Here is an 18,128-nt window from a genome sequence, read left to right as displayed (position 1 = left end):
CCAGCATTTATTTACAACGCACTCAGCTTAAAATAGCCATTGGCAATCAAGTCATCATCTAATCCCGCCCTGGCCGAGATCTGGATAGCGAACTTCTCTTTGTCCTGAGCCGTTAGCAGGTCCTCTATTTCATAAATATCATCCACATCCAATCCATATTTATCATCAATGTGGGCCGAACTGTGGTGTTTCCAAAAAACGGTGCGTTTAGCCTTCTCTGTGGCTTTGGCCAAATTGGCTGCGACGATCAGCTCTTTATAATGGAATTCATCAAACTCATTCGGCTTATAGCCCCCAAGGTTAACGAAGAATAATTTCAACGGTTGCTCCTGATTGACTGCTTGCCCTTTGTCAATAACGTTGATTTCATATTCGCCTATCTTATGAACCACACGATAGGCATCAATATGTATCTTGCCATCAGCTTCAGGCCAGAACTCCCGAATAGGCTCCACAAAGTCCTTCAGCTCATTTCCAATTCCAAAAAAAATATCGTGCTGTTCCGTACGTCTGTTTTTCGGCTTGCAGCCGATCAAAATCATAAATAATTTCATATCCAAATATTCTGTCTGATCAACACCTAAAATGAAATATCAAGTTATTTTCACAGATACTATGCTCGCTAATCGGGGATATTTCATAACTTAAGCCCATTAAATATTAAAAATAATTAATATTCACCACATTTGACAATGATAAAACCCTGACTATGCGTAAAATTTTCCTTTCATTTACCTTCCTACTTATATCCGTATGTTTATTTGGACAAAAACGCTACACAGATAAAAGACTTGAATCACAAATCAAACAGCTTATTCAGGGCTTTCAGGGCGATGTAGGTATCTATGTACACCATTTGAAAAAACATAAAGAAGTCAGTATTCAGGCGGACAGCATATTCCCGACTGCCAGTGTGGTTAAGATCCCCATTCTCGTCGGTGTTTTTGATAAAATTGAGCAGGGGCAGCTTCAACTGGATCAAGAATTTATATACCGCGAAAGCCAAAAATACGGTGGTTCGGGCCTGATGCAATTTTTCAAGGACAGTACAAAAGTCGACCTCAAAACCTTGGTCGGTCTTATGCTTTCCTACAGTGACAATGTCACGAGTATCTGGAACCAGAAACTTGCTGGTGGTGGTGTGGCGATCAATTCATTAATGGAGGGATTGCAGCTCACTCATACACGTGTCAATTCACAGACAGAAGGCAGAAAAGCAGACTGGGAAAAATATGGCTGGGGGCAGACGACGCCAAAAGAAATGGCAGATTTAGTAACACTAATTCGTGAGGGCCGTGTGATCTCGGCCAAAGCTTCAGATCGTATGTACCGCTTTTTGGGTAATATGTTTTATGACGAACGTGGACTATCCCAGATTCCGGCAACGGTCAAAGCGGCCTCCAAAACAGGGTCTTTAGATGATGTCCGCAATGAAGTTATTCTGGTCAATGCTCCCAAAGGAGATTATGTTTTCAGCATCTTCACCAAAAACAATAAGGACCGGAGCTGGGGGAAAAATAATGAGGCAGAAGAATTGACCCGCAAACTATCGAAACTGCTTTGGGAATATTATAAGTAAAGGCCAAGTATACCACATCAGTCCTTCTGGCCAAAAATTCTGCTAGAACCTTCCTAATAAAAAAATAAGGGATTCAAAAAAATCCCTTATTTTTTCCCTGTAAACCGAGGTCGTTATGATTTTAGTTTTTTAAGGCTTCACCGACATTCTTGGCTTTACGGCTAATGTCATCAGCAGCTTTTTTGGACGCATCTTTAACATCATTGGCAGCATCCTTTGTACCCTCAGCCACATCCTTTGCTACTTCTTTTGTTTTGTCAGCTGCTGTATTCGCAGCATCGACAGTTGCATCTTTGGCATCATTTAATCCTTCTTTAACATCTTCCCCAGCATTGCGCAGCGCTTCTTTAGTTTTTTCCCAAGCGGTGTTGGCTTCTTCAGAAGCTGCACGTGCTTTTTCCTCAGCCGCTTTATCGCCTTTGGCAATTGCTTCATCCAAATCTTTTTTGGCTTGTTCGGCTTTTAAACGCGCATTTTCTTCAGCGTTTTTTAAATCTGCAATAGCCGCATCCACATGCTCACCTACTGTCTGGGCTGAATCTGTACTTGTCGAAGCCTTTTTTTCCGAATTGTTGCAAGAAGACATAACCAATGCTCCCGCTACTACCGCTAAAAGTGCAATTTTTTTCATTAGATTATCTTGTTTTTTGATGGCTAAAAACAATCAGGAACCGTGTATATTAACTTAACAGTTTAACACCCTGATGCTTTCACATAAGTTTGTAATTAATGATTAACTGTTCAATAGTTACAACTTCTATGCCAAATAACGAAAATTATGCCTTAGGGTAAATTGTTCCTTTGGCTGCTTCCAACGTATTTTTAAGCAATCCAACGATGGTCATCAAGCCGACTCCACCCGGCACCGGAGTGATCCATGATGCTTTCGGGGCCACATGTTCAAAGTCCACATCACCATATAATTTAAAACCTGATTTAGTTTCGGTAGACGTTTCTCTATTGATACCTACATCAATGATTACAGCCCCTTCTTTGACCATATCTGCTGTCACAAAATTCTTTTTGCCGATAGCCGCAACCACAATATCGCCACGTAGGACTTCCGCCTTGAGGTCCTTGGTACGGCTATGAGTCAAGGTGACCGTACAGTTTCCGGGGTTGGAATTGCGTGCCAGCAATATACTCATTGGCGATCCGACAATATTGCTTCTTCCGACCACAACGGCATGTTTGCCCGCGGTATCGATCTTGTAATAATCCAACATCAACATAATACCATAGGGTGTAGCTGGAATAAAACAAGGCAGATTGCGCTGCATACGTCCCAAATTGACCGGGTGAAAGCCATCGACATCTTTTCGGTAATCAATCGCTTCGGTAACTTTATCCGGATCGATATGTTTGGGCAACGGCAACTGAACAATCAATCCGTCGATCGTATCATCCTTATTGATTTCTTTGACCTTTGCGATTAATTCTTCTTCAGTGATTGACTCATCATAACGGATATTCGTTGATTCAAAGCCAACAAGCTGGCAATTGCGCATTTTACTGGCCACATAGGTTTCACTGCCCCCATCATTACCAACTAGGATAGCCACCAAATGCGGTTTACGCCCAGTCTGTGTTGTAAATGCAGCCGCATCCAGCGCAATTTGCTCTTTAATTTTTTCGGAAACTAATTTACCATCTAAAAGATTCATGTTTAGGAGATTTTATTGTATTTAAAAGGAGCCCAAGAGCTCCTTTATTTAGATAATGTTCTAGTCTAATTTCAATACTGCCATAAATGCCGACTGCGGAATTTCAACATTCCCAACCTGGCGCATGCGTTTTTTACCTTTTTTCTGTTTCTCCAGCAATTTACGTTTACGCGAGATATCACCACCATAACATTTAGCCGTTACGTCCTTACGCAGTGCCGAAATCGTCTCCCTGGCAATAATCTTAGCGCCAATAGACGCTTGGATACGAATTTCAAATTGTTGGCGTGGAAGAAGCTCTTTCAACTTCTCACATATTTTCTTTCCAAAATCGTAGGCATTACTGCGGTGTATCAACGAAGACAGCGCATCTACAGGCTCATCATTTAAACGAATATCCAGTTTTACCAGATCCGATGTACGGTAGCCAATCTGGTGATAGTCAAAAGAGGCGTAGCCTTTTGAAATCGTCTTCAGTTTATCATAGAAATCAAATACGATCTCTCCCATTGGCATTTCAAACACCAGCTCCACCCTGTCCGAAGTCAAGTATTGCTGATTCACTATAGTGCCACGTTTTTGAATACAAAGAGACATTATCGGTCCAACGAAGTCCGATTTGGTAATGATATTTGCTTTAATGTAAGGCTCTTCAATGGTATCCAGCTTGCTTGGATCAGGCAGATCAGAAGGATTGTGAACAATCACCTCGGTTTTATCTTTCGTCAGATAAGCTTTATAAGACACGTTCGGTACTGTCGTGATGACCGTCATATCAAACTCACGTTCCAAACGCTCTTGAATGATCTCCATATGGAGCATCCCCAGAAAGCCACAGCGGAAGCCAAAGCCTAAAGCAGCAGAAGATTCTGGCTCAAAAACCAGAGATGCATCGTTGAGCTGTAGGCGGTGCATGGATTCACGCAGCTCCTCATAATCCTCAGTATCTACAGGGTATATACCCGCAAATACCATGGGTTTTACCTCTTCAAATCCTTGAATAGCTTCTGCACAAGGTCGGTCCCTATGCGTAATCGTGTCCCCTACTTTTACCTCACGGGCTTCCTTGATACCCGAAATGATGTAACCTACATCGCCTGTGCTGATGACATCTTTGGGTACCTGATTGAGCTTCAAAGTCCCAATTTCATCCGCAAAATACTCTTTGCCTGTCGCAACAAATTTAACCCTGTCTCCTTTTCGGATTTGGCCATTCTCCACTTTAAAATAGGCCATAATGCCGCGGAAGGAATTGAATACGGAGTCAAAGATCAATGCCTGTAGCGGGGCATCAGGATCGCCCACCGGGTGTGGAATACGTTCAACGATAGCTTCCAATATATCTGGCACTCCCAAACCTGTCTTCCCTGATGCAGGAATAATCGCATCTCTGTCACCGCCAATCAGATCGATGATCTGGTCCTTTACCTCTTCAGGCATAGCGCCGGGCAGATCCATTTTGTTCAAAATTGGAATAATCTCAAGATCATGTTCCAGAGCGAGATACAAATTTGAAATTGTCTGCGCCTGAATTCCTTGAGATGCATCCACGATCAATAATGCACCTTCACAAGCTGCTATTGAGCGGGATACTTCGTAAGAAAAATCAACGTGTCCCGGGGTATCGATCAGATTGAGGATATATTCCTGACCATCTTTTTTATAATTCATTTGGATCGCGTGACTCTTGATCGTGATACCACGTTCACGTTCCAAATCCATATTATCAAGTAATTGTGCCTGTGCTTCGCGCTGACTAATGGTATTGGTATACTCTAAAAGGCGATCTGCCAAAGTACTTTTGCCATGGTCAATATGCGCAATAATACAGAAATTACGAATGTGCTTCATATAGGATTTTTAAACTCTTTTGCTAAAAGGCAAAGATACCTTTTTTTATACATATTTATATACTCAAGAACATTTTTCGTCCGCCCCCGCCCCGTCCTCAGTAAGACTGTGTATAAACATGACTTTCAAGTGGAAAGCCCAGAAATTCTAATCGGCTGTTGTGTAAAAGAAATGCTTTTGATTGCGGATAACCTTATCCATATCCCAGCTGATTTTATGTTCGAAGTGTTCTGACCGGACCGGACAATCCTTCACTTGGCAATAGCGGCAACATTCAGGAAGGCAAGGGTCAGCGTGGACAAAAAACTCCGTTCGGACCGACATTTCCTTATTCACGATCTTATCAACAGCTGATATTTCGTCGTGCACCCTCACCAGATCAAAATAGCGGGGCAGTGTGAGATGACAGTCAACATGCAACTCATTTCCGTATCGTTGTACCCGAAGGTTATGGACATCAATCCAGGCAGCTTTACGGTTGCGTTCTAGAATCTCGACTACATCCTGTACCAATGCCGTATCTGATTCATCCATCAGTCCTCCAATAGACTGACGAAGCAATTTGTAACCATTGAACAAGATAAAAAGCCCCAGAATAATGGAAATCACAATATCTATCCACTGAAATCCAGTTAGCTTCATCAACAATAAGCCGAGTATTAGCCCAATGGTACTATAGGCATCCACCTGCAGGTGTTTGCCATCCGCCACTAAAGTGATCGACCCCAGTGCACGGCCTCTCTTCATAATGTAAAACCCAATGGCAAAATTGACCAATGATGTTACAGCGATTAAATAGATACCCTGCTCAAGATGAGTAATATTCGCAGGAAAAAAGATATTGTAACAGGCTTTCGCTAAAATAATGGCGCCGGCAATAAAAATCAGCCCGCCCTCTAGAAATACGGAGAAAAACTCGACCTTCCCATGTCCGTAAGGGTGATTTTCATCCTTGGGCTGAGCCGCCAGGTAGATACTATAAAAAGCAAAACCTGACGCAATGACATTGACGATGCTCTCGGCAGCATCGGTAAAGATCGCACTCGAATCGGTCAAAAAGTACGCGATAAACTTGATGATCATCAAACCTATTCCCGTAAACAACGATAGTAAAACCAATCTTCTTTGTTTGGACATGACAATAATGTTGTAGGGCAAAGGTAAAGATATAACGGCAAATGTGGCTGATTAGTTTTTAACAGCTTGGTCAAAAAGTGTCAATTCATGCAAGTGTGGCTATCGCCCCCCGCTTTTGTTAGCAAAGCCCCAATAAAAACACGGCTTTTCTTTGTAAATTTTCAAAAATAAAGAAGATTATTTGCAACGTATATAATATCTTTGTCTTACCATGAGCACATCATCATACTTATCAGACAGGATAAATAATTTGTCCGAATCGGCCACACTTAAAATGACCAAGTTGGGCCGCGAATTAGCAGCGAAAGGCGTAAATGTTATTAGCCTTAGCGTAGGTGAACCTGACTTTAATACGCCTGAACATGTAAAGGATGCCGCAAAGAAGGCCTTGGACGAAAACTGGACGCGCTACTCTCCAGTTCCGGGTTACCCTGAATTGCGCCAGGCAATTGTAAATAAACTGAAGACCGAAAACAACCTAGATTATGACATATCGCAGATTGTTGTTTCAACAGGTGCAAAGCAGTCCTTGTCTAACGTCATCTTAACCTTGATCAACCCGGGTGATGAGGTCATTATCCCTACGCCGTATTGGGTATCTTACTCCGAAATGGTCGTTTTGGCAGAAGGTAAGTCGGTATTTATCAATACCGAAATTGATAATAACTTTAAGATTACACCAGAGCAGTTGGAGGCCGCCATTACACCAAAGACCAAGCTGTTTATGTTTTCTTCGCCGAACAACCCGACCGGAACTGTTTATAGTAAAGATGAGCTGGCGGCGTTAGCGAAAGTTTTTGAAAAGTATCCACAGGTTTTCATTCTATCGGATGAGATTTACGAACATATCAACTTTGTCGATAAACATGAATCTATCGCACAGTTTGACAGCATCAAAGACCGCGTTATCATCGTCAATGGCTTCTCTAAAGCCTTCGCAATGACTGGATGGCGTCTTGGCTACATCGCTGCAAATAAAACTATCGCTGCAGCCAACGATAAATTGCAGGGACAGACCACTTCAGGCACCTGCTCTATTTCACAGCGTGCAGGTATTGTTGCTTACGAGCAGGGATTGGAAACTGTCAACAAGATGAAAGAAGCATTTGCCCGCCGCCGCCAATTAGTTTATGATCTTTTGAGCGACATCCCCGGTGTAAGAACAAACTTACCTGAAGGCGCGTTCTACTTCTTCCCTGAGATTTCATCATTCTTTGGCAAAAAAGATCAGCAAGGCAATGTCATCAACAATTCCGCGGACCTGGCCCTGTACCTGCTAAATGTAGGACACGTCGCTACCGTAGGAGGAGATTCATTTGGCAATGATAACTATATCCGCTTATCCTATGCTGCGTCTGACGAAAGTCTCATCGAGGCATTAAAGAGAATCAAAGAAGCATTAGGCAAACTAGCGTAAACGCTACTACATAAAAATGGGTTGCTCCATACAATTGGACAATCCATTTTTTTGTATATCCCCGCTAGATCATAATAATATCTGTCCTGTCTAGCTTCGCTTATGAATCCGTCACCTCTAGGATTTTTTTCTTTATTCTTCGGATCAGAAACGCACTTCTTCTATCTTAGCAAGTCTTAGAGTCTCCAATTACTATATCCATCCAATCAGCATAGATAACAATTGTTGCTTTCTCAGTTTGCCGGTCTAAAGTTTTTTGACAAGCTCATAACACATAATTCACGTTGTTTTTAGCGCTTCAGACAAATATTTATTACATTTACTCCTATGAGTATTTTAACAGAAAAGTTCAAAACGAAGCACGATACTGCTCCGTTTTCTGAAATAAAGAATGAAGATTATATCCCTGCATTTGACGAAGCTATTCAAATGACCAAAGACGAAGTCAATGCAATCATTAACAATCCCGAACCGGCAACATTCGACAATACGGTTGCAGCAATGTCCTATGCCGGACAGACACTCGATAGATTATCCAACATCTTTTTCAATCTGCACTCGGCAGAAACCAACGATGAGCTGGAAAAAATTGCCCAGGATGTCGCACCCAAATTGTCCGCATTGGCCAACGATATTACATTGAACTTCGACCTGTTCAAACGGGTCAAGGCTGTTTATGATCAAAAAGAGCAGCTGACGCTGACGGCCGAACAGACGACGTTATTGGAAAAGTCATACAAAGATTTTGTTCGCAATGGAGCGCTTTTAAACGAAGAGCAAAAAGAAAAGCTGCGTGAGATCGATTCCGAACTAGCGCTTTTAAAATTAAAATTTGGCGAGAATGTCCTTGCTGAGACCAATGCTTATGAGCTATTGATTACCGACGAGAAAGACCTGAGCGGCCTGCCAGAGGGAGCTATTGAAGCTGCCCATGCATCAGCCAAAGCCAACGATAAAGAAGGCTGGCTTTTTACACTGGATTTTCCCAGCTACCTGCCTTTCGTCACATATGCTGACAACCGCGAGTTACGCAAAGAAATAACCTTGGCCGCAGGACGTAAAGCTTTTCAGAACAACCCATACAACAACGTGGAAAATGTTCTAAAAATCGTCAGACTGCGTTTCGAACGTGCCAAACTATTAGGATATGCAACACATGCGGATTTTGTGCTAGCAGAACGAATGGCACAGAGCCCAGCAAAAGTCATCGAATTCCTGAATAACCTCCTCGATAAAGCAAAACCTGCGGCACAGCGGGAATTTAAAGAACTGTGCGAATTTGCTCAAGAGTTACATGGCATCGAACGGCTCGAAAAATGGGATGGAGCCTATTATGCGGAAAAGCTCAAACAACAACGTTTTAATCTAGACGATGAAAAATTAAAACCTTACTTTAAGCTTGAAAATGTCCTACAAGGTGCCTTCGAGGTCGCACGTCGTTTGTTTGGTATCCATTTTAGGCAGGTAAGTGATATCGACACTTACCATGACGAGGTCCAGACCTATGAAGTCACTGGAGATGATGGTGAACTCGTCGCCATCTTCTATGCAGATTTCTTTCCACGTAAAGGAAAACGTAATGGCGCCTGGATGACCTCCTTCAAACCCCAATATATTCAAAATGGTAAACAGGAGCGTCCACATGTGTCTATCGTCTGTAATTTCACGCGCCCGACCGCCACAAAGCCATCGTTGCTGACTTTTCAGGAAGTTACTACCTTATTTCATGAATTCGGCCATGCCCTGCATGGCATGCTGGCAAACAGTACCTACCCCACTCTTTCTGGAACATCCGTATATTGGGATTTCGTCGAATTACCAAGTCAGATCATGGAAAATTGGTGCTATGAGAAAGAAACCCTGGAACTGTTTGCCAGACATTACGAAACAGGTGAGGTGATTCCCATGGAACTTGTGGAAAAGATCCGCGAAAGCGCTTCTTTCCTTGAAGGTATGGCAACGATGCGGCAGCTCAGCTTCGGCCTGCTTGACATGGGCTGGCATGGACAAGATCCAACAGGCATCACAGATTTAAAAACTTTTGAAAATAAGCAGTTTGAATCCACAAAATTATATCCTGATGTGAAAGAGAACGCGATGAGCACCTCCTTCTCCCATATTTTTAACGGTGGATATTCTTCAGGCTATTATAGCTACAAATGGGCCGAAGTGTTGGATGCGGACGCCTTTGACTATTTCAAGCAAAACGGCATTTTTAACACCGAGATTGCCAGAAAATTTAAGGACAATATCTTATCAAAAGGTGGCACCGAACATCCAATGGTACTCTACAAACGTTTCAGAGGCCAGGAACCTGCAGTGGAGCCACTGCTTAAACGTGCTGGACTAATCAAATAAAAATACAATACGGAGGATATGCCGCGACATGTGGCATATCCTTGGTATGTCGTCCCCTTTTCCTGCTAACCGAGACAACATTGGTCTTCGCATATTGCGGATTAATTTAAAAAATCGTACCTTTGTAATACATAATTGGGGTTGACCGGATTTGACAGGATGGAGACGGTTATGTAAGCATGTAGTGCGTTGTTAGTAGAGCACTTTAATCTGAACTTTCAAAATTATAACTGGCGAAGAAAACTACGCCTTAGCTGCTTAATTTAGAATTAAGACTAGCTTTTGTCTCGTTAAGCCTTGCTCTATCGCTTAACATCAGAGGCATCGATTCATAGAGCTGGTCAGTGTGATGTTGCTAAACACTGACGAGATTTAGCAAATACGGAGTCCGGTATAGGTAAGCTTCTCACCTTCCCTCTCCCGACAATCAAAGAGAAGCTAAACATGTAGAAAGCGTATACAGTACCATGACTGGACGAGGGTTCGAATCCCTCCAGCTCCACTAAACGGGATAATTTTTCAATTATCCCGTTTTTTTTACTCCCCCTTTCATCTCATTTTCAACTCATTACAAAGAAAAAAAAAAAAAAAAACATAATAGAGGGGCTTCGATAGATGCCGTTTTGATAGCAAAAATGTCAACGAACACCATTTTTTAAATTTGTATTTCTATGTGTCTCGCTTCACAACACGTAGTATGTAGCGAAAGCACCGTGGAACACGTTCTATAAGCAACCAATAAAACTAGCTGTGAAAAAATACGTAAAGCTTTTTATACTGCCGATTATCCTGCTCAGTGTTGGATCATGCAAGGATAATGACGGAATTATTGCCTGTCCAGAAATTTACGTTCCTTTGATCGCTAATATAAAATATCTTGATAACGATGGAAAGGACCTAATATTTGCTGACACTCCGGTATACCCGCCTGAGTCTATTAAAATATATAAAACAAGACCTGATGACCAACCTGTACCACTGATGTTTACGATAAACAAAAATGCTAAGTTCCTTGCTGTAAATTTAGAAAAAGTAGAAAACGGCACGTTTTATATTGAGTTAAAAACAGGTATAAAAGACAAAATCACATACTCTGCTAAAATTGACGGAAGCATCCCATGTAGCGATTTTAAATTAATTGATATTCATCAAAATGACGTCCCTGCCCAATATGATGACAAAAATCAGGTTTGGATATTGCAAAAATAACTTTGCATCCAGAATGAATCACATAACAATCAGTCCAATCAAAAAGATAGGGATATGTCTTACTCTTCTAATTCTATTTGACTGTAAAAGATGAACAAACGTTCAATTTTGTTGTTGACCACAATGAAATGGAATCCCGTATAAACATGTCCGGATATGCCACCATTACTAGTGGAAACGGAGACTATACCATCCAACATTATATAAGATCAACAAGTTCTCTGGATTATATTCCAAATGGCCATTTGGATTAAATTTTCAACAATCACGATAGGGCATCATTTTCCTAACCTTAATTGAAGGGGTAATAAATATCGGATTGTCTTCGGATCTTTTTCGGAATGTTCGCGTTGCTGAGCGATACTTAAACGGCTATAGATCAGTCTCCGACCAGACATTTACTGCTTGGGGTCTGGTCGAGGTCTGGCTCTAGTTTGGCTGTTGTCTGCCAAGCATCCGAACATGGTGCGAATTTGATACGAATTTGTTTGATACAATTTGTTGAAAGAATCTAATTTAAATACAAAATCCCGTGTCAATACAAAATCCCGTATCGAAACAGCAATCCGTAAGCTACTGCCCACGAAACTGCTTTCGATACTTTAGCGGTGACACCTTTGTCACCACTTTAAATTGTTTGCTAAAATGAGCCCAGCTATTATATCCACTATTATAGCAAATATCAAGAATAGGTCGATCTGTCTCCCGCAATAATTTGCAAGCGTGACCAATCCGGAGCTCTTTGATAAAATCAAAGTAACTTTTTTTAATATTTTTTTTGAAGAAGCGGCAAAATGCAGAAACAGACATGTTAGTGCTTGAAGCGACATTTTCGAGTGATATTGGATTGAGAAAATTTTTAAAAGAATAGTCTATTATTGCCTCTATAAGACCGTTTTCCTCTCTTCCTGAAAACGTGTCAAACACCATAGTAATCACCTCCTGCTCCTCGGATGAGCCAATCCTTTCCAGACACTTTAGCAATTGCATGAGGCGAGCGACACCTTCGGCATTTTCTATTCGTCTAACCAATCGGCTGATTTCCTGTGCTAGCTGTCCATGAAGTCTAATCCCCACATTGTCGTTTTTGACCAATGTGGCTATTGTATGCATCTCCGGCAAAGCCAATAAATCTGCGCCCCAGAAATCTTTTAAAAAATGAACAACAATAGCGCTTCCAACGGCGTCATGTCTAGATTTCCGGAACCAATGTGGCAGATTCGAACCAAGAAAAAATACGTCTCCTTTCTGGTAATCTCCGATATAGTCGCCAATGAGCGCAGTGCCATTCCCCTCTGTCATGACGATCAATTCACACTCCGGATGCCTATGCCACGCCGTTTCAAAATTGGGCGTACTATACCTCCGGCAGGCAAATGAACAATGTTCTTCGACATGTATTTTCTGAATTAGCGTTTTCATCTCAAAAAAAGTTGTAGCAGACATCTGCTATCTAAACACATAATATACAACAATAAACGCAACAAACGACAAGATAGCATATTTTTTTACTCAAATAGCAGTTGAATAGACCTATAACTATGCTGTAAATTTAAGCTACGATAAAGGGAACCTCGTTTAAACGCTACCCAGGGAGCATTGGGTGCGATAAACCTAAAACTAAATTATGGATACAATTTCAATAATGACCAGGTATGGAAACAAACACGTATGATGCCATTGTGGTGGGCTCTGGGATCAGCGGCGGATGGGCAGCAAAAGAGCTTTGTGAAAAGGGCTTAAAAGTCTTGATGCTGGAACGTGGTGGTCCTTACGAGCATATCAAAGATTATAAATCCGCCCTACGAGAACCATGGGATTTGCCGCACCGCGGATATACAACAGTCGAACAAAAAAGAAAATATCCAGTCATTCATCGTGGCTGGGCTGCGTCAGAAGCCGTCATGGATGGCTGGGTAAATGAAGAGGACTGTCCTTATACCGAACTGAAGCCCTTCACCTGGTGGCGCAGCTACCGTATGGGGGGACGCTCGACCTTATGGGGACGGCAGTCCTACCGGTTCAGCCAGATGGACTTTGAAGCCAATGAACGGGATGGAATAGCTGTTCCTTGGCCTATTGACTATAATGACGTTGCCCCCTGGTATGACTATGTAGAAAAGTTTGCAGGAATCAGTGGGTCAATCGAAAATATTGCGCATCTTCCAGACGGACACTTCTTACCCCCCATGGAATTAAATTGTGTAGAAAAAGAGGTAGCCAAACGAATAAAACACGTATACGGGGAGCAGCGGCGTCTGATCATTGGAAGAACAGCGAATTTAACAGCACTGATTCCAGGACGGTCCAAATGTCAATTTAGAAACCGATGCTGGGAAGGTTGCCCTTTTGGGGGCTATTTTAGCACCCAATCCTCCACCTTGCCTGCTGCAATGAAAACCGGTAACTTGACTATTCGACCTTATTCGTTGGTCACCCAGGTGCTCTATGACAAAAACACCAAAAAATCGAGTGGTGTCGAGATCCTCGACACCGAGACCAATCAAACTTATATATTTAAGAGCAAAGTAGTTTTCCTATGTGCCTCTTCGCTCAACAGCACCTGGATTCTGTTTAATTCAGCAACGGACATCTGGCCGGAAGGTTTGGGCAGTAGCAGCGGCGAGCTTGGGCATAATGTGATGGACCATCATTACAACATCGGTGCTTCTGGCGACGTGGAGGGTTATGAAGATAGGTACATATTTGGCAAAAGAGCGAACGGATTTTATATTCCTCGATTTGTCAATATTGGCGACGACAAAAGAGACTATCTACGTGGCTTTGGGTACCAGGGATCAGCTAACCGCGAAGGCTGGCGTAGAGATATTGCCGAACTAAATATTGGTGGCGATTTTAAAGATGCCCTTACAGAGCCCGGCCAGTGGACCATCGGAGCGACAGCTTTTGGAGAAATACTCCCCTACCACGAGAATAAAATCTCATTGGATAAAGACCGAAAAGACAAATGGGGATTACCTGTATTAGCAATGGATGCAGAGCTTAAGGAGAATGAGCTGAATATGCGGAAAGATATGCAGGAAGAAATGAAAGCCATGCTTACCGTCGCAGGGATAAAAAACGTTAAGACCTGGGACAGCGGACATGCCATGGGACATGGTATTCATGAAATGGGAACTGCAAGAATGGGATTGGACCCCAAAACGTCGGTGCTCAACAAATGGAATCAAGTATGGGACTGCCCCAATGTATTTGTCACCGACGGTGCCTGTATGACCTCTTCGGGTTGCCAAAATCCGTCGTTAACTTATATGGCACTGACAGCGAGAGCTGTAGATCACGCCGTCAATGAGCTCAAGAAAAATAATATCTAGGTCAATGGAAAGAAGAACACTTTTAAAAATGATAACCCTACTCACTGGCGGAGCAGTGATTGGAGGCCACGCTTTTTTGACGGGTTGTAGCGGCGGCAGAGTACGGAAGCTAAAGGAACAACTCACCTTTACTCCCGAACAGCTGGCATTTCTGGATGAAGTAGCAGATACTATACTTCCGACGACGCAAAAAAGTCCGGGAGCTAAAGCAGCCAAAGTCGGCGCCTTTATGACGGTCATCGTCCGCGACTGCTACGAAGTGGCCGATCAGGAGGTCTTCCTCGAGGGGATAGACAAGTTAGATACCGCGTGTAAAAAAATGCACAATTTCCCGTTCGTGAAGGCAACACCTGAGCAAAGGCTCGCATTATTGACTTCCATCGATCAAGAGGCAAAAGAATATATGTCCCAAAAGCAAGAATTGCCCAATCATTATTACACGATGTTTAAACAATTGACACTATTGGGTTATTTCTCCTCCGAAATTGGCGCCAAACAAGCATTGCGGTACAACCAGGCACCTGGCCGATATGAAGGGGATGTGCCTTATAAAAAAGGCGATCGCGCATGGGCTTAAACATCAATAAAAACGAAAACCAATGACAACAATTAAAGGACCAGCTATTTTTTTAGCACAATTTGTAGGTACGGAAGCACCGTTTAATACCTTGGAAAGTATATGTGAATGGGCTGCTTCCATCGGTTACAAAGGAATTCAGATTCCCACTTGGGACAGCAGATTGATAAACCTTCAAAAAGCTGCCGAAGATCTGGAATACGTACAGCGGCTTCAGGACACCGTACGCTCCCATGGCCTGGAGATTACCGAATTATCAACCCATTTACAGGGACAACTGATCGCTGTCAATCCTTCTTTTGACAGTTTATTTGACGGCTTCGCACCACAGCAACTGCATGGCAAACCTAATGAACGTCAACAATGGGCTGTACAGCAACTGCACTACGCGATCAAAGCCAGCCATAATCTAGGGTTAAAGGCCTTGGCAACGTTTAGCGGTGCTTTTCTATGGCCTTATGTATATCCTTGGCCACAACGTCCACAAAATCTGACCCAAACGGGATTTGATGAGCTCGCCAAGCGCTGGCTGCCTATATTGGATGCCTGCGAAGAGTATGACGTGGACCTCTGCTATGAACTTCATCCCGGAGAGGATCTACATGATGGAGTTACTTTCGAGCTATTCCTGGAAAAAGTGAACTTTCATAAGCGCGCAAATATTCTGTATGATCCTTCACATTTTGTTCTGCAATGTCTCGATTATCTGCAGTTTATAGATCTATACCACGAACGGATTAAAATGTTCCATGTGAAAGACGCCGAATTTAATCCATCTGGCCGTCAGGGTGTATATGGAGGATATCAGGATTGGCAGGCCCGAGCAGGGCGTTTTCGTTCTATAGGTGATGGGCAGGTAAATTTCAAAGCTATTTTTACCAAATTGACCCAATACAACTTTCAGGGTTGGGCAGTGCTGGAGTGGGAATGTGCTTTTAAGAACTCCGAAGACGGAGCTCGGGAAGGGGCCGCCTATATAAAGGACTACATTATCCGGGTGGGCGACCGGGCATTCGACAATTTTGCCGGATCCGATGGCGACAGTGAGCTAAACAAAAAATTGATAGGAATAGCAGAAGAATAACAGTTTTAAACACAGCTATTATGGAAATTAGAAAACTTCGAATGGGAATGGTGGGTGGAGGTAAGAATGCATTTATTGGCACTGTACATCGCATGGCCGCAAGTATGGACGGGCAGATCGAACTATGCTGCGGTGCTTTGAGTTCTGATCCGGTCAAAGCGAAAGAATCTGGAGAACTCCTTTCGCTTCCACAGCATAGGATCTATTCAAATTTTCAGGAAATGATGGTACATGAAAGTGAGTTGCCAGCTGACGAACGAATGCATTTTGTGAGTATTGTGACGCCAAATGTAGCTCATTTTGAGCCGGCAATGCTTGCCCTGGAACATGGATTCCACGTTATACTGGAAAAACCTATGACGTTTTCAGTAAAAGAAGCCGAATTATTGCAAAAAAAAGTCAACGAGACTGGCTTACTTCTGGGCGTTACCTATACTTACTCGGCATATCCTATGGTAAAACAGGCACGCCAACTGGTCCAAGACGGCAAACTGGGCCATATCCGTAAAATTATGGTCGAATATCCGCAGGGCTGGCTCAGTACCCTAATCGAAGAAAAATCTGCTCTTGCCGCCTGGAGAACAGACCCCGAAAGAGGCGGCCTCAGTAGCTGCATGGGTGACATCGGCACCCATGCAGCCCACTTGGCTGAGTATATCTCAGGTATAAAAATCACAAAGGTATGTGCCGATCTCCGTATCGTCGTGGAAGGAAGACGGCTAGAAGATGACGGCAATGTTCTGCTGGGATTTGAAAATGGTGCGACAGGCGTACTGTCAGCTTCGCAGGTAGCCGCAGGGGAAGAAAATGCGTTAAAAATAAGGGTCTATGGCGAAAAAGCCGGATTGGAATGGAACCAGCAGGATCCGAATACGCTCCTACTGAAATGGCTAAATGAACCAGCACAAACATACCGTGCAGGCCAGTCCTACCTCTGCCCCATGGCTCAGCACAATACCCGCTTGCCGGCCGGACATCCAGAAGGCTATATAGAAGCGTTTGCTAATATCTACAAAAATTTTGCATCGACAATACGGGCGAAATTAAATGGTGTTCAACCATCTGAAGCTATATTGGATTTTCCTACCGTAAATGATGGAATGCGCGGCATGAAATTTATCGAAACCGTAATCGCTTCAGGACAATCCGATCAGAAATGGACGATGATGTAAATCACTGACGCCAATAGATACGATCGATAGTAAGGCTACTCCTGGCTCGTAATAGCTTAATATAACGGCCTTCTATCGATCGAAAGAAAAGAGCTCATACTTGTACGATGCATTTCAGGGCTGTCGAATGGACTATTACGACAATTTGCAAAAGTGAAAAACTTTTGCAGACCATGCCAACTATCGCCCAAAAACTGATATTTTTGAACATAATTCCAGAATACATACATGAGTTCACTAATATTTCGTGACGCATTACAAGAAGATTTACCCCGTATTGTCGCTATTTACAATACGACTATTGCATCGAGAATGGTCACCGCGGATACAAGTCCAGTTTCTGTGGCTAGCAGACAAAAATGGTTTGACGACCACAACCCTTCAAAGCGCCCTCTCTGGATGGTTGAGGACGAAACTGGTCATATCCTTGGATGGGCTAGTTTTCAGTCTTTTTACGGCCGTCCTGCGTACGATGCAACTGTAGAAATCAGTATCTATATCGACGAACACTATCGCGGTAAAGGATTGGGCCGCCAAATACTCCAACACTGTATTGACCGTGCACCGGCCTTCGGAGTCCACACCCTTTTGGGGTTTATCTTTGCGCACAATGTACCCAGTATCGCACTGTTTAAGAAAATGGGATTTCAGGAATGGGCTCACCTACCTAATATTGCTATCTTGGATGAGCAGGAACGGAGTTTGAAGATTCTAGGCAAACGGGTGAATTGACAAGTAGAGCTCG

15 protein-coding genes and 1 other RNA gene are annotated in these 18,128 nt (G+C 43.0%); 10 read left to right on the top strand and 6 right to left on the bottom strand.

Features of this window, described 5'->3' with window-relative positions; genetic code table 11:
• Window positions 1-11: 11 nt before the first annotated feature.
• Complete coding sequence (locus tag K7A41_RS16665) at window positions 12-554, bottom strand: DUF1543 domain-containing protein (RefSeq protein ID WP_265714577.1); 543 nt, start codon at window positions 552-554, stop codon at window positions 12-14.
• Window positions 555-709: 155 nt separating this feature from the next.
• On the opposite strand from K7A41_RS16665, the gene K7A41_RS16660 reads away from it, so the two are divergent.
• Complete coding sequence (locus K7A41_RS16660; protein WP_265714576.1) at window positions 710-1,579, top strand: serine hydrolase; 870 nt, start codon at window positions 710-712, stop codon at window positions 1,577-1,579.
• A gap of 121 nt (window positions 1,580-1,700) precedes the next feature.
• Here K7A41_RS16660 and K7A41_RS16655 read toward each other — a convergent pair whose 3' ends face one another.
• The 4 genes from K7A41_RS16655 to K7A41_RS16640 all read right to left on the bottom strand — a co-directional run bounded on the left by K7A41_RS16655 (window position 1,701) and on the right by K7A41_RS16640 (window position 6,231).
• Window positions 1,701-2,210, bottom strand: a complete 510-nt coding sequence (locus tag K7A41_RS16655; RefSeq protein WP_028072407.1) for a hypothetical protein — start codon at window positions 2,208-2,210, stop codon at window positions 1,701-1,703.
• Between the two features lie 145 nt (window positions 2,211-2,355).
• Window positions 2,356-3,243 carry a bifunctional 5,10-methylenetetrahydrofolate dehydrogenase/5,10-methenyltetrahydrofolate cyclohydrolase gene (locus tag K7A41_RS16650; protein ID WP_028072408.1) on the bottom strand — a complete coding sequence of 296 codons (888 nt, stop codon included), beginning with the start codon at window positions 3,241-3,243 and terminating at the stop codon, window positions 2,356-2,358.
• Window positions 3,244-3,303: 60 nt separating this feature from the next.
• A complete protein-coding gene (gene lepA, locus K7A41_RS16645) occupies window positions 3,304-5,094 on the bottom strand; it encodes a translation elongation factor 4 (RefSeq protein WP_028072409.1) in 1,791 nt (596 codons plus the stop codon).
• Between the two features lie 147 nt (window positions 5,095-5,241).
• Entirely contained in the window at window positions 5,242-6,231 is a 990-nt protein-coding gene (locus K7A41_RS16640; protein ID WP_028072410.1) for a cation diffusion facilitator family transporter, read from the bottom strand.
• Between the two features lie 211 nt (window positions 6,232-6,442).
• Between K7A41_RS16640 and K7A41_RS16635 the strand changes: the two genes are divergently transcribed.
• The 4 genes from K7A41_RS16635 (at window position 6,443) to K7A41_RS16620 (ending at window position 11,215) form a co-directional block, all read left to right on the top strand.
• On the top strand, window positions 6,443-7,648 hold the full coding sequence (locus K7A41_RS16635; protein ID WP_232048687.1) for a pyridoxal phosphate-dependent aminotransferase: 1,206 nt from the start codon (window positions 6,443-6,445) through the stop codon (window positions 7,646-7,648).
• A gap of 327 nt (window positions 7,649-7,975) precedes the next feature.
• A complete protein-coding gene (locus K7A41_RS16630; RefSeq protein WP_265714575.1) occupies window positions 7,976-10,006 on the top strand; it encodes a M3 family metallopeptidase in 2,031 nt (676 codons plus the stop codon).
• A gap of 137 nt (window positions 10,007-10,143) precedes the next feature.
• Window positions 10,144-10,511: a transfer-messenger RNA gene (gene ssrA, locus K7A41_RS16625) on the top strand.
• A 245-nt stretch (window positions 10,512-10,756) separates the two neighbouring features.
• Window positions 10,757-11,215, top strand: a complete 459-nt coding sequence (locus tag K7A41_RS16620) for a hypothetical protein (RefSeq protein WP_028072413.1) — start codon at window positions 10,757-10,759, stop codon at window positions 11,213-11,215.
• A gap of 573 nt (window positions 11,216-11,788) precedes the next feature.
• On the opposite strand, the gene K7A41_RS16615 is transcribed toward K7A41_RS16620, so the two are convergent.
• Complete coding sequence (locus tag K7A41_RS16615) at window positions 11,789-12,637, bottom strand: AraC family transcriptional regulator (RefSeq protein WP_265714574.1); 849 nt, start codon at window positions 12,635-12,637, stop codon at window positions 11,789-11,791.
• A 233-nt stretch (window positions 12,638-12,870) separates the two neighbouring features.
• Between K7A41_RS16615 and K7A41_RS16610 the strand changes: the two genes are divergently transcribed.
• The 5 genes from K7A41_RS16610 to K7A41_RS16590 all read left to right on the top strand — a co-directional run bounded on the left by K7A41_RS16610 (window position 12,871) and on the right by K7A41_RS16590 (window position 18,115).
• The gene (locus K7A41_RS16610; RefSeq protein WP_265714573.1) at window positions 12,871-14,550 is read left to right on the top strand and encodes a GMC oxidoreductase; all 1,680 of its coding nucleotides are present in this window, start codon (window positions 12,871-12,873) and stop codon (window positions 14,548-14,550) included.
• Between the two features lie 4 nt (window positions 14,551-14,554).
• On the top strand, window positions 14,555-15,127 hold the full coding sequence (locus K7A41_RS16605) for a gluconate 2-dehydrogenase subunit 3 family protein (RefSeq protein ID WP_265714572.1): 573 nt from the start codon (window positions 14,555-14,557) through the stop codon (window positions 15,125-15,127).
• 22 nt (window positions 15,128-15,149) lie between these two features.
• Window positions 15,150-16,211 (top strand): sugar phosphate isomerase/epimerase family protein, encoded by a 1,062-nt coding sequence (locus K7A41_RS16600; protein ID WP_265714571.1) that lies wholly within the window; start codon window positions 15,150-15,152, stop codon window positions 16,209-16,211.
• A 20-nt stretch (window positions 16,212-16,231) separates the two neighbouring features.
• Window positions 16,232-17,383 carry a Gfo/Idh/MocA family protein gene (locus K7A41_RS16595; RefSeq protein ID WP_265714570.1) on the top strand — a complete coding sequence of 384 codons (1,152 nt, stop codon included), beginning with the start codon at window positions 16,232-16,234 and terminating at the stop codon, window positions 17,381-17,383.
• 228 nt (window positions 17,384-17,611) lie between these two features.
• Window positions 17,612-18,115 carry a GNAT family N-acetyltransferase gene (locus tag K7A41_RS16590; protein WP_028070438.1) on the top strand — a complete coding sequence of 168 codons (504 nt, stop codon included), beginning with the start codon at window positions 17,612-17,614 and terminating at the stop codon, window positions 18,113-18,115.
• Window positions 18,116-18,128 lie beyond the last annotated feature (13 nt).

Origin of the sequence: Sphingobacterium sp. InxBP1 (assembly GCF_026191775.1) — a bacterium.
GTDB classification, from domain to species: domain Bacteria; phylum Bacteroidota; class Bacteroidia; order Sphingobacteriales; family Sphingobacteriaceae; genus Sphingobacterium; species Sphingobacterium thalpophilum.
The sequence above is the reverse complement of the archived record's forward strand: the minus strand, read 5'-3'. Positions and strand labels throughout refer to the sequence as shown.